At 41.8% G+C, this 12,607-nt stretch carries 10 protein-coding genes; 6 read left to right on the top strand and 4 right to left on the bottom strand.

Annotated features, from left to right (window positions below; translation table 11 throughout):
* Positions 1–162 precede the first annotated feature (162 nt).
* Genes glgB through WCV65_RS16240 form a run of 5 tightly spaced genes read left to right on the top strand, consistent with a single transcriptional unit; the run spans position 163 to position 8,107 of the window.
* On the top strand, positions 163–2,091 hold the full coding sequence (gene glgB / locus WCV65_RS16260) for a 1,4-alpha-glucan branching enzyme (protein ID WP_338777912.1): 1,929 nt from the start codon (positions 163–165) through the stop codon (positions 2,089–2,091).
* A complete protein-coding gene (locus WCV65_RS16255) occupies positions 2,036–3,205 on the top strand; it encodes a glucose-1-phosphate adenylyltransferase (protein ID WP_338777910.1) in 1,170 nt (389 codons plus the stop codon). Before glgB ends, WCV65_RS16255 begins: the two co-directional genes overlap by 56 nt.
* Before the next feature lie 39 nt (positions 3,206–3,244).
* Complete coding sequence (locus WCV65_RS16250) at positions 3,245–4,273, top strand: sugar phosphate nucleotidyltransferase (RefSeq protein ID WP_338777908.1); 1,029 nt, start codon at positions 3,245–3,247, stop codon at positions 4,271–4,273.
* Positions 4,270–5,724, top strand: coding sequence for a glycogen synthase GlgA (glgA, locus tag WCV65_RS16245; protein WP_338777906.1), 1,455 nt, complete (start codon positions 4,270–4,272; stop codon positions 5,722–5,724). The genes WCV65_RS16250 and glgA overlap by 4 nt, the downstream gene beginning before the upstream one ends.
* Positions 5,711–8,107: a glycogen/starch/alpha-glucan phosphorylase gene (locus WCV65_RS16240; protein ID WP_338777904.1), complete on the top strand. Its 2,397-nt coding sequence runs from the start codon at positions 5,711–5,713 to the stop codon at positions 8,105–8,107. The genes glgA and WCV65_RS16240 overlap by 14 nt, the downstream gene beginning before the upstream one ends.
* Positions 8,108–8,152: 45 nt before the next feature.
* Here WCV65_RS16240 and WCV65_RS16235 read toward each other — a convergent pair whose 3' ends face one another.
* Entirely contained in the window at positions 8,153–8,878 is a 726-nt protein-coding gene (locus tag WCV65_RS16235) for a lipase family protein (RefSeq protein ID WP_338777902.1), read from the bottom strand.
* 236 nt (positions 8,879–9,114) lie between these two features.
* Between WCV65_RS16235 and WCV65_RS16230 the strand changes: the two genes are divergently transcribed.
* Positions 9,115–9,948, top strand: coding sequence for a LysM peptidoglycan-binding domain-containing protein (locus WCV65_RS16230; protein ID WP_338777900.1), 834 nt, complete (start codon positions 9,115–9,117; stop codon positions 9,946–9,948).
* Between the two features lie 37 nt (positions 9,949–9,985).
* Here the strand turns inward: WCV65_RS16230 and WCV65_RS16225 are convergent, their stop codons facing one another.
* The 3 genes from WCV65_RS16225 to WCV65_RS16215 all read right to left on the bottom strand — a co-directional run bounded on the left by WCV65_RS16225 (position 9,986) and on the right by WCV65_RS16215 (position 12,589).
* Entirely contained in the window at positions 9,986–10,450 is a 465-nt protein-coding gene (locus WCV65_RS16225; RefSeq protein WP_035409889.1) for a TspO/MBR family protein, read from the bottom strand.
* Positions 10,451–10,823: 373 nt separating this feature from the next.
* Positions 10,824–11,567, bottom strand: a complete 744-nt coding sequence (locus WCV65_RS16220) for a TraR/DksA C4-type zinc finger protein (protein WP_338777897.1) — start codon at positions 11,565–11,567, stop codon at positions 10,824–10,826.
* 86 nt (positions 11,568–11,653) lie between these two features.
* A complete protein-coding gene (locus tag WCV65_RS16215) occupies positions 11,654–12,589 on the bottom strand; it encodes a 1,4-dihydroxy-2-naphthoate polyprenyltransferase (RefSeq protein WP_338777894.1) in 936 nt (311 codons plus the stop codon).
* Between the last annotated feature and the right edge of the window lie 18 nt (positions 12,590–12,607).

Below are 12,607 nucleotides of genomic sequence, written 5' to 3'. Positions count from 1 at the left end.
AAATAACATTGTGTTCACCTGCGATAAATATTTGTTAGATTATGTCTAATTATAAAAGCGTTTGCACAAAAGGATTTTTTTTTCAAAGTAGAGAATTAAAAAGTAGTAAAAGGGGTATATAGATTGAGATACACTCTAAAATGCGGGGAGGGTTTATGCTGAATGATTGCAAGTCCTACAGATTTTGAGGTTCATTTGTTTCATGAAGGAAGCCTGTTTAAGAGCTTTGAACAATTTGGCGCTCATTTTAAGACTATTGATGGAGTAAGCGGAGTTCAATTCACTGTGTGGGCACCGCATGCGAAACAGGTAAGAATTGCCGGTGATTTTAACCAGTGGAAGGGCACGGATTACGTACTTGAGAAAGTAAGCGATGAAGGGATATGGACTGGGTTCTTTCCGGATTTGAAGCTAGGAGATGTTTATAAGTACGAACTGATTGCCAAAAATGGTTCCAGGCTGCTGAAAGCTGACCCGTTTGCTTTTTATTCAGAGCTTAAACCTAATACAGCTTCTATTGTAGCCGATTTAGAAGGGTACAAATGGAACGATCAAAAATGGCAGCGAAAGAAAAAAACAAAAAACATTTATCAAAAGCCTGTCTTTATTTATGAGGTTAATTTAGCTTCCTGGAAGAAGAAAGAGGATGGAAGCCTTTATTCATATAAAGAACTAAGCGAAGAGTTAATACCTTATGCAATCGATCATGGTTTTACACATATTGAGCTCATGCCGGTGATTGAACATCCATATGACCGCTCATGGGGCTATCAGGGAACAGGATATTTCTCTGCCACAAGCCGTTACGGCACACCAAAGGAGTTTATGGAGTTTATTGATGCCTGCCATCAAAACGACCTTGGAGTAATCATGGATTGGGTTCCGGGACATTTTTGCAAGGACGCACATGGTCTATATATGTTTGACGGGGAGCCGGTATTTGAATATTCAAACTATAATGATCGGGAAAATGTAATTTGGGGTACAGCCAATTTTGATTTGGGCAAACCGGAAGTACATAGCTTTTTGATCTCGAATGCCCTGTTTTGGCTGGAGAAATATCATATAGATGGTTTCCGCGTAGATGCGGTAGCCAACATGCTTTATTGGCCAAATAGTGATTCGTTTGAAAATCCATACGCTGTAAGTTTTTTGAAAAAGCTGAATGAGACAGTTTTTGCCTATGATCCTCATACACTTATGATTGCTGAAGACTCTACTGATTGGCCTTTGGTTACTAGCCCTGTTTCGGAAGGAGGCTTGGGATTCAATTATAAGTGGAATATGGGCTGGATGAATGATGTGCTGGAGTATATGGAGACGGACCAGCATGACCGCAAGCATATTCATCATAAGATGACTTTTTCTCTCATGTATGCTTTCAATGAAAATTTCATTCTTCCATTCTCTCATGATGAAGTCGTTCATGGAAAAAAATCACTTCTCAATAAAATGCCCGGTGATTACTGGCAAAAGTTTGCTCAGCTGCGCTTGCTGCTAGGGTACATGCTTGTACATCCAGGGAAAAAGCTTCTTTTCATGGGGTCTGAATTCGGCCAGTTTGATGAATGGAAAGATCTTGAACAGCTTGATTGGTTCCTCGAGGATTATGAGCTTCACCGTGATACGAGGGTTTATTTTAAAGAACTTATGAATGTTTATAAAAAGCAAAAGCCTCTTTATGAATTGGATCATTCTCCGGAAGGATTTGAATGGATTGATGCAGACAACGCGGAACAAAGTATTTATTCCTTCATGAGAAAAGGATCTAAAGAAGGGGAAGTGCTTATTGCAGTCTGTAATTTCAAAAGCGATGTGTACCACGGCTACAAAATCGGGGTACCGGCAGACACGAGATATGTAGAGATTTTGAATAGTGATGATGTTCATTTCGGAGGTTCGGGTCAGGTGAATCTCAAAGAATTGAAAGCTGAAAAAGAGGAACTTCATGGCCAGCCGTATAGCATCAGCATGACGGTCCCGCCATTTGGTTTTAGCTTGTTGAGAGCAATTAAAAAGAGAAGGGAGAACAACAATGAAAAAGAAATGCGTAGCAATGCTTCTCGCAGGGGGGAAAGGCAGCCGTCTTAGTTCATTAACTAAGAATTTGGCGAAGCCTGCCGTTCCATTTGGAGGGAAATACAGAATAATCGATTTTACACTGAGCAATTGCACGAACTCTGGGATTGACACTGTAGGGGTTCTAACACAGTACCAGCCGCTCGTTCTTCACTCTTATATCGGGATTGGAAGCGCATGGGATCTGGATCGTAAAAATGGAGGAGTAACTGTACTTCCACCATATGCTGAATCCTCTGAAGTAAAATGGTACAAAGGCACAGCGAGTGCCATCTATCAGAACTTAAACTATTTAGAGCAATACGACCCTGAATACGTATTGATCCTCTCTGGTGATCACATTTATAAGATGGATTACTCTAAGATGCTGGACTACCATGTGGAAAGGAACGCTGACGTATCGATTTCAGTTATTGAAGTCCCATGGGAAGAAGCAAACAGATTCGGGATTATGAACACGAACGAACAAATGGAAGTCGTTGAGTTTGATGAAAAGCCTCAAAATCCTAAGAATAACCTGGCTTCAATGGGCGTTTATATCTTTAAATGGTCTGTTCTTCAGGAATATTTGGAAATGGATGAGCGTAATCCTTATTCCAGCAATGACTTTGGAAAAGACGTTATTCCGCTCCTGATCGAAGAAAAGAAAAAGCTTGTAGCTTATCCATACAAAGGGTACTGGAAAGACGTAGGAACTGTGAAAAGTCTTTGGGAAGCAAATATGGATCTATTAAAAGATGATCCTGAGCTTAACCTGTTCAGTCAGGATTGGAGAATTTATTCCGTCAATCCGAACCAGCCGCCGCAATTTATTTCTGCAGAAGCAGAAGTAACTGATTCTCTGGTAAATGAGGGCTGTGTCGTATATGGAACCGTACAGCATTCCGTCCTGTTCCAGGGTGTAACAGTGGGCAAAGATAGCTTCCTTAAAAAGTGTGTTGTGATGCCGGATGCGGTAATCGGAAACAACGTCTATATTGAAAATGCCATTGTTCCAAGCGGAATGACTATTGAAGATGGTACGGTTATCCGTTCAAACCCTGGATTAGAAGAAGTCCTCCTTGTTACTCCTGACTATATTAGACAGCAGCAAGTGGCTGCGCGCGATGCAGAAGTCACTGAATAAAAGAACGTAAATTACTTGAGACGAAAGAGGTGGCAAAGCATGAACATGAGCATGCTTGGAATTATTGATGCAACAGCGCATAGCCAGAATATTGATGATTTAATACAAAATCGTTCAATGGCTGCTATTCCCTTTGGAGGAAGATATAGATTAATAGATTTTGTCCTTTCTAATTTGGTTAATTCAGGAGTAGACAGCGTCGCTATATTCCCTAAATACCAATACCGTTCTTTAATGGATCACCTTGGATCAGGAAAAGAGTGGGATTTAAACAGAAAGCGCGACGGGCTGTTCTTTTTCCCTTCTCCGCATTTGCATGATGAATACGATGAATTTGGATCGTTCCGCCAGTTCAAAGACCATTTCGATTACTTTAAAAGAAGCCGTCAGGAATATACGGTTATTACAAACAGCCATACCGTTTGCAACATTGATTTCTGCAAAGTCCTTAAGCATCATATTGAAATGGGCTGCGATGTAACGGAGATCACTAAAGAAGGCAATTCTCTGCAAATGTACGTGCTTAAAACCTCACTGCTTAAAGATTTAATTTCCTCCTATGATAACAATGGTTTTACAACATTAAATCAAGTCGTCAATGAAGGCAGATCCCAGCTAAATATCTGTGAATATGCATTTAACGGGTATGTTTCCGTGATTGATTCCATTCAATCTTATTTCCGCTACAGTCTTGATTTATTAAAGCCTGAAGTTTGGAAAGAGCTTTTCCCTAAAGCTGCGCCAATTTATACGAAAGTAAAGGATGAACCTCCTACTAAATATCTTAAATCCTCTTATGTACGAAACTCTATGATTGCAAACGGATGCCGTATTGAAGGGCATGTAGAAAACTCAATCATCTTCAGAGCGGTTCATATTGGCAAAGATACGGTAATAAAAAATGGGATAATTATGCAGAAATCGTCTGTGGGAGAAAATTGCGTGCTTGAAAACGTTATATTAGATAAGGATGTTAAAATCGGTAATCACGAAGTTCTGAAAGGCACCATGGAGCATCCAATTGTCCTGCGCAAAGGATCTGTTCAAGGAGTGCTGATTAAGTCGTGAAAATTCTGTTTGCCGTATCTGAATGTGTGCCTTTCGTTAAATCCGGCGGATTGGCAGACGTAGCTGGAGCACTGCCAAAAGAACTTACCCGGTTAGGATCTGACGTGAGAGTCATCATGCCAAAGTATGGGCAGATTCCCGAAAAATACAGAAAGCAGATGACAAAAGTAAAAGAGATTGAGGTAGCTGTAGGCTGGAGATCTCAGTTTTGCGGCATTGAAGTATTTGAAATGGACGGAGTTACGTATTATTTTCTGGATAACGAATATTATTTTAAACGTGACTCTCTATATGGGCATTACGATGATGGAGAAAGATTTTCGTTCTTTTCAAGAGCCGTCCTGGAAGCAATTAAAGCGATCGATTTCCAGCCTGATATTATTCATAGCCACGATTGGCATACAGGCATGGTCGCTTATTTCCTGAATGAAGTGTATGCAGCCGATCCATTTTATACTGAAATGAAAACCGTATTTACGATCCATAATCTTGAGTTTCAAGGCGTTTTCCCACAGGAGATCATTTATGATCTCCTGAATCTGGGACATGAGGATTTTACAGCTGATAAACTCGAATTTTATCAATGCGTGAACTTCATGAAAGCGGCAATTATTTCTTCTTCAGCCATTACGACCGTCAGCCCAACCTATATGGAAGAAATTCAGACTCCTTATTACGGGGAGCGTCTTGATGGATTGCTTAGGGCAAAAGGTGCCTCCTTGCACGGGATCTTGAATGGAATCGATGACACAATTTATAACCCGGCAAAGGATGCGTTCCTAAATACACCATTTGATGTGTCAAGCCTTGAGAAAAAACAGGAAAATAAAGCTGCTTTGCAAAAAATGTTCGGACTTCCAGAAAGACCTGAAGTTCCGGTTATTTCCATGGTTACCAGGCTGACTAAGCAAAAGGGTCTTGATCTTGTCCGCCATGTGATGGAAGAGATGGTGGATAACGATACGCAATGGATCATCCTTGGAACAGGCGAAGCCGAATTTGAAAACTTTTTCCGCCATATGGAACATAAATATCCGGAAAATGTAAAAGCGTACATAGGTTTTGATGAGCCATTAGCCCACAGAGTGTATGCAGGATCTGACTTGTTCCTTATGCCGTCTAGATTTGAACCGTGCGGACTAGGGCAGCTGATTGCTCTTCGATATGGCTCAATACCTGTTGTTCGTGAAACCGGCGGCCTGAATGATACCGTTCTTTCCTATAATGAAGCAACTGGTGACGGAAATGGGTTTTCATTCAAAAATTTTAATGCACATGACATGATGCATACAGTCAGACGTGCTCTCTCTATTTACAGAGAGGATAAAGAATTATGGAACCAGCTTGTTAAGAACGCCATGAGCCAGGATTACAGCTGGTCTCAATCTGCCAGCAAATACAATCAGCTTTATACTGATTTGATGGGAAGTGGGAGTATTGTTCTCAAGTAAAGAATCTTTCCAGAAAAGCTTTCTTAAGAGACTGGAAATGACATATGGAAAGACGTTCAGAGAGTCTACCAGCAGGGACCAATACAATACTTTAGGCAATATGGTGAGAGAATACATCAGCACGAACTGGATTGAAACGAATGAAAAAAACCGCTCAGCCAACAATAAGCAGGTCTACTATTTCTCAATAGAATTTTTACTCGGAAAACTAATGGGGCAAAACCTGCTGAACCTTGGTATTCGGGATGTTGTAGAAAAGGGTCTTGAAGAGCTTGGAATCAGCTTATCGGATATTGAAGAGTCCGAATCGGATGCAGGTTTAGGCAATGGCGGTCTTGGCCGCCTTGCTGCTTGTTTCCTTGATTCACTTGCTTCCCTTGATCTTCCAGGCCATGGCTGCGGAATCCGATATAAACATGGACTGTTTGATCAGAAGATTGCAGATGGCTATCAGGTTGAGTATCCGGAACAATGGCTGCGCCATGGAAACGTGTGGGAAGTCAGAAAACCCGATCAGGCAGTTGATATTGCATTTTGGGGATCAACTGAAAGCCGTGAAGTGGATGGAAAACTGGAATTCAAACATGTTTCGCCGGAAACGGTCGTAGCCGTGCCTTATGATATGCCTATGATTGGATACGAAACCAGCACCGTAAATACGCTTCGATTATGGAGCGCAGAGCCCGCCCATCATCCTCCTCTAAATAGAGACTTACTTACCTATAAGCGGGAAACTGAGGCCGTTTCTGAATTCCTTTATCCGGATGATACACATGATGAAGGAAAAATTTTACGCCTCAAGCAGCAGTATTTCCTTGTATCAGCCAGCTTGCAGAGCATCATTCGCTCCTTTCGTAAAAAGAATGGCAGCCTTCATAATTTTCATGAAATGGTGGCCATTCATATTAATGATACCCATCCAGTATTGGCGATTCCGGAATTGATGAGAATTCTTTTGGATGAAGAACGAATGGAATGGGAAGAAGCCTGGGAAATTACCACAAAAACGATCTCCTACACGAATCATACAACCTTGTCAGAAGCCCTTGAAAAATGGCCAATCTATTTGTTTAAACCACTTCTTCCAAGAATCTATTTAATTGTGGAAGAAATTAATGAACGCTACTGTAAAGCTTTATGGGAGAGATATCCGGGAGACTGGAACAGAATCGAGCAAATGGCGATTCTTGCCCATGGATTGGTTAAGATGGCTCACCTTGCGATTGCTGGAAGCCATAGTGTCAATGGGGTGGCAAAAATCCATTCCGATATCCTCAAGATGCGTGAAATGAAGCTGTTTTATGAATTTGAGCCTGAGAAATTTAATAATAAGACAAATGGGATTGCCCACAGAAGATGGCTGCTGAAGGCAAATCCAGAGCTTGCAAGCACAATCACAGAGGCAATCGGCGAGCGCTGGGTGAAGGATCCTGAATATTTAATTCAGCTGAAACGTTTTATCTATGATGAGGGAATGAAAGAAAAAACCGCTAAAATTAAACAGGTGCGTAAGGAACTTCTTGCGCAGAAAATTTTTGAGCAATCTTCTATGAAGGTAGATCCATCCTCTATTTTCGATGTGCAGGTCAAGCGTCTGCATGCTTACAAACGGCAGCTGCTTAATGTGCTCCATATTATGTATTTGTATAACCGGATAAGAGAAGATTCCAACTTCTCCGTCTATCCGCGTACTTTTATTTTCGGGGCAAAGGCTTCACCAGGCTACTATTATGCAAAAAAAGTCATTAAGCTAATTAATTCCTTAGCTGAGAAGGTGAATTCCGATCCTAAAGTCTCCAAGATGATTAAGGTGGTTTTCATGGAGAATTACCGTGTTTCCCTTGCAGAGTCCATTTTCCCTGCGGCTGATGTAAGTGAACAAATTTCCACTGCTTCTAAAGAGGCTTCAGGTACAGGAAATATGAAATTTATGATGAATGGTGCTTTAACCCTCGGTACTCTAGATGGAGCGAATGTAGAGATTCTTGAATCAGTAGGCCCTTCTAATATATTTACCTTTGGTCTTACTGCAGAACAAGTGCTGGACTACTATGAAAATGGAGGATACCGTTCAACCGAGTATTACCATCACGATGTACGGATTCGCCAGGCAGCGGATCAGCTGATTAATGGTTTCTTCCATGAAACAGAAGGGGAATTCGAAGCGATTTATGATTCGCTTATCGCCCATAATGATCAATATTTTGTTCTGAAAGACTTTTCATCCTATGCAGAAGCACAGGAGAGGGTAGAGCAGACCTTCATAAATAGAGGGGAATGGCAGGAAAAATCTTTAATAAATATTGCGTATTCCGGTTCATTTTCCAGTGACAGAACCATTAAAGAGTACGCAGATGGAATTTGGAGAATTAAGCCGATTTAACTTCGCTCAAAAGCGCCGCTCCCATACAGGAGGGGCGCTTTTCGATTATGGAAGTTTCTCCGCAGCTTTATAGTATGTTTCCATACTATGGTTTCCGGCAATGGTTCCGGTTTGAAGAGAAAATAAGCATTGATTTGGAAGATGGGCGTAGTAATAGTTTTTGCCCAGACTGTAATCTGTTATTTTACTTGGCGGCAGAAGGGGGACAAGATCCTCTTTGTTTACAAACCTGCAATAGCGGATGCCAGATTTACTATAAGCAGAGACGAATCGTCTGTTTCCTGTTTTAGGGCTGCCGAAATTATACATATATATATTGGAGTTCCCAGTATTTTTTGAAGCGTCCAAAGAAGCAAGGGTTGCAATGCCGGCCCCGAGACTGTGTCCTGTGAAGTATAGTTTTTTTCGGGAAGAGCGGTTTCTGATGATTCTGTATAAATCTGTTCGAAAAGATTGATAGATTCCAAGAAAGCCATCGTGAACCAGGCCGGCGGATGTATATGGATAAGGAACCTGCTCAATATCCCCTGTAGCAGCCCAATCAGGTTCTGACTGGCTTCCCCTAAAGGCAACGATGATGTGCCGGTCCGATTCAATAATAAATCCAAACCACTTGTTTTGACCAAGTATATTCCCTCTTAATGAGACCACATTGACAAAGCCTTCAGGGGCTTTAAATTCCCCGCCATTCTGTGCCCCATCATAAGCAAGGAGGCAGCAGTCTGCAAGCAGGACAGCAGTCTTTCTGTCAGGCTTATTTAGATCATCCATTCGATTTCCTCCCGTGCCTTTTGCTTCTAACATATGCATGCTCGTGAGAAATGGAGCCATAGGGAATTGGGTGAAAATCCAGGAAGAGTCTAAACGTACCTGTTTTTGTAAAAAATCTCTTTTTTATAGGACAATCCGTTTGGTTTTTTCTAACTGCGAAGTAAAGAGCTGGGGCAGTTCGAATCCTCTCATGGGATAGGTGACTACCCAACTATAAAGAGGAGGAATGCGGCAACATGAAACATACGTATATGCCAGTTATTCTGGCTGCAGCGTTTTCAGCTGCGTCTATCACAATCCCTGCAGCTGCAGAGGAAACAGTGACCGTACAAAAGGGCGATACTCTTTCAGAACTTGCGAACAGCCACAATATGACAGTTACTCAAATGATGCAGGTAAATGGTTTGGAAGGCGATCTTGTTTTTCCAGGACAATCACTAAAAATCGGCGATAGAATTACTGAAGTAAAGGGAGCATCCATACATACAGTCGAAAGCGGAGAAACTCTGAGCGGTATAGCTTTAAAGTACAAAATGAGTGTAGCTGAGCTTAAAAGCTTAAACAGCCTCCAATCCGACTCTATCTATGCTGGACAAGAGCTTGAAGTGAATGCAGATCAGAATTTATCCTCTCTGGACAGCGGGCAGTTTCCTCTAAATGAAGGTACGTATGATCCATTTGTAGATACATGGGGAAAATCAAGAGAGTATGGCGGGGCAAGGGTTCATGAGGGTACAGATATCATGGCTAATGAAGGCACCCCAGTGTATGCCGCTGCTGACGGAAGCGTTTCACGAAAAGGATGGAATGAACTTGGCGGATGGAGATTGACAGTCAATACACCGGATGGCTACAACGTTTATTATGCTCATCTTTCTAAATATGCAGATGGAATCGATCCAGGAACGGATATTAAAAAAGGGCAATTAATCGGGTATGTAGGAAGCAGCGGGTATGGTCCTGAGGGCACTACAGGAAAATTTGTCTCCCATTTGCATTTCGGTTTGTATGACTCGAGCTTTAAAGCCGTTAATCCTTATCCATATTTAACTCAGTGGGAAGCTAATTAATCAAGAGAGCCTTGTCCGGCGGCAAGGCTCTTTGTGTTTATAAATTCATCGAGTAAAACATAAACGATAAGAAGGTGGCAAATGAAGTCCACAGCACATATGGAACAAGCAGAATACCCGCTATTTTTCGAATATTTAACGCAAAGACAGTTAAAATGATTGCAGAAATGGCAACAATGGCGCAGTCAATCGTTGCAAGACCAAGGTTTTTTTGACTGAACTGGAAAAAGCTGAACAATTGATTAGAAAGATAATTCACAATTAGTATGATCCAAAATGCAGGCTTAAGGTTGTTAAGTCCCCCTGCTTTTCGATCAATGATGGTAATTGAAGCCGCAATACAAGCGAAAAGAATTGACCAAATCATTCCGATTGTACCTCCGGCAGGTGTCCAAGCAGGTTTATTCAGCGCATCATACCAGCTTTGATCAATTTGAAACAAAAATCCGCTTATTAAAAATAAGGCATATGTAATAACAAAAATAAGTATGGATCGTACCATGGATGCTCCTCCTCGTTTAACTGATCATTTACCAAACCCCCGCTTCAACTCAGGATCTATGGTAAATGCTTAAAGGCGGACCTCGTTGAAAACCGCTGTATTTCTTTCTATTCACTTATGCTAGCGGTTTAAAACCTGTGGATAGGCTTAGAAAATGGGCGGTGTCCGGAAAATAAGGACTCAAAGCACCTTTCACATGGGATTGGCTTAGGCTGATTTCCGCTCCATCAGCTTAATCCATTATGGTTAAGTAAACAGAAAAATTCATTCATCAGAAACGAAAAACAAAACCCGGAGCGCTTCCGGGTTTCTGCATTATTCTCAGGGGAGCCTTTTAGCTCCTCTATCCTTCGCAGGAAACGAGACCCGGGTGTCAATCGGTATATCGTTCTTTTTCAGATGCAGGAAGATCTCCAAAGGAAGTCATGATGCCTTCTTCGTCAAGGGCGTCCTCATATTTTTCATGTTCATCATTTGGATAGATGGTCACGTTTTTGCCTTCGATATCCGTTCCGGCAAAATTTTCGTAATCCTCTACATAACCTATGCGCTCGTCCGATTCAATGTATGCATCCTCATAATCCTCCATTGGATATTCAAAATCTGAAGGAGATTCCGACGACCCAAAGCTTGCTGTTTCCTGATACGCATCCTCTGCGTCAAATGCGACTGAATCTTTATCGTCAGAAGTGAATCTTCCAAATGGAGGAGACAGTACTTCTTCCTCAATGGGACGATCTGAGGATATGGACTGGTTGGGCGAGTGCTCTTTGCATGTAGTGGCAGATGGGATTGCTTCTAATCGTTCAGCTGGAATATCTGTGCCGCATATTTCACATTTTCCGTAAGTCCCTTTTTCAATCGCCATTAACGCCCGGTTAATGTCACTCAATTCCTCTTCTGCATGTTCATTTAAGGCAACATCTTTCTCACGCTCATACAGCTCAGTTCCTTCGTCTCCAGGGTGATTATCATAGCTGGATAGTTCACCCACTGTGTCATGCGGATGTCCGCTTTCAAGGCCAAAGTGACCGTTCTCGCCGAATCTTTGTTCAAGCTCTGTTTTCGCAGTCTGAAGTTGTTCCCGGAAGGCATTCAGCTGGTGATCGGTTAGCATAGCGGTTCTCCCTCCATACATTGTAATTTGGAATCCTGTACTTAGTATGAGCAAACTGCAAAAAAAAACACGGTCAAGGACCGTGTTTAGAATAGATAGCTGATAAATAGTCCGGCAGCAAGCAGCAGGCCAAACTGTGTATTGGTTTGTGCTGTAGCTACCATAGCGGGCATCATTTCAATTGGAAGACTTTTTCCTCTGAAAGCTTTAACAGCAAAGACTGACTTTGGCACACTCAGGAAGACAAGAAGACTCCAAAAAGATGCGGTCCCTGCAATAATAAAGGCAACAATAAAGATATAAGAGCAGATGAATAGCAGAGCAAGGAAATCAATTGCTTTTTTACGTCCCATTAAAATGGCCAGCGTTTTGCGTCCGTTTTCTTTATCGCCGTCCAAGTCCCTGATATTATTGGAAAGCAGAATGGCTCCGACCAATAAAGATACAGGCAATGAAATGAGAAATGCTTCCATGCTGATTGTTCCTGTTTGGATATAAAATGAAATTAAAATGATAACGACTCCCATAAAAAGACCAGCTGTCAGTTCTCCAAACGGTGTATAGGCAATAGGCAGAGGCCCGCCTGTATAAAGATAGCCTGCAATCATGCATAGCGTACCAATCGCAGCAATCCACCAGCTGGATTGGAAGCAGATATAAATGCCGAGTAAGGTTGATATCCCGAAAAAGGCAAAAGCTAAATTAAGAACAGTTTTCGGCTTAACACCATTCCGGACAATTGCTCCTCCAATTCCTACGGAGTTTTCGTTATCAAGACCCCTTTTGTAATCGAAATACTCATTAAACATATTAGTGGCTGCCTGAATGAGTACTGAGGCTGCGAGCATTGATAAAAACAGCCAAATGTTAAATGATCCTTCCTTCATGGCCATTACGGTTCCAATCGCTACCGGAATAAAGGCTGCCGTTAAGGTGTGAGGCCGTAAAAGCATCCACCAAATCCGCCAATTTTTATCAGGTTCTATGGAAGGAGCTGAATGCGGTTGTGTATCAGGGTGCATTTCTCTTCTCTCCTTTAG

Origin of the sequence: Metabacillus sp. FJAT-52054, from assembly GCF_037201815.1 — a bacterium.
Lineage (GTDB): Bacteria > Bacillota > Bacilli > Bacillales > Bacillaceae > Metabacillus_B > Metabacillus_B sediminis.
The sequence above is the reverse complement of the archived record's forward strand: the minus strand, read 5'-3'. Positions and strand labels throughout refer to the sequence as shown.

Bases quoted from the DNA above. Each gene is read 5' to 3' on its own strand.
- WCV65_RS16215 (WP_338777894.1), bottom strand. From the start codon at position 12,589: ATGCACCCTGATACACAACCGCATTCAGCTCCTTCCATAGAACCTGAT.
- WCV65_RS16225 (WP_035409889.1), bottom strand. From the start codon at position 10,450: ATGGTACGATCCATACTTATTTTTGTTATTACATATGCCTTATTTTTA.
- WCV65_RS16230 (WP_338777900.1), top strand. From the start codon at position 9,115: ATGAAACATACGTATATGCCAGTTATTCTGGCTGCAGCGTTTTCAGCT.
- WCV65_RS16235 (WP_338777902.1), bottom strand. From the start codon at position 8,878: ATGGATGATCTAAATAAGCCTGACAGAAAGACTGCTGTCCTGCTTGCA.
- WCV65_RS16220 (WP_338777897.1), bottom strand. From the start codon at position 11,567: ATGCTAACCGATCACCAGCTGAATGCCTTCCGGGAACAACTTCAGACT.
- glgB (WP_338777912.1), top strand. From the start codon at position 163: ATGATTGCAAGTCCTACAGATTTTGAGGTTCATTTGTTTCATGAAGGA.
- WCV65_RS16250 (WP_338777908.1), top strand. From the start codon at position 3,245: ATGAACATGAGCATGCTTGGAATTATTGATGCAACAGCGCATAGCCAG.
- WCV65_RS16255 (WP_338777910.1), top strand. From the start codon at position 2,036: ATGAAAAAGAAATGCGTAGCAATGCTTCTCGCAGGGGGGAAAGGCAGC.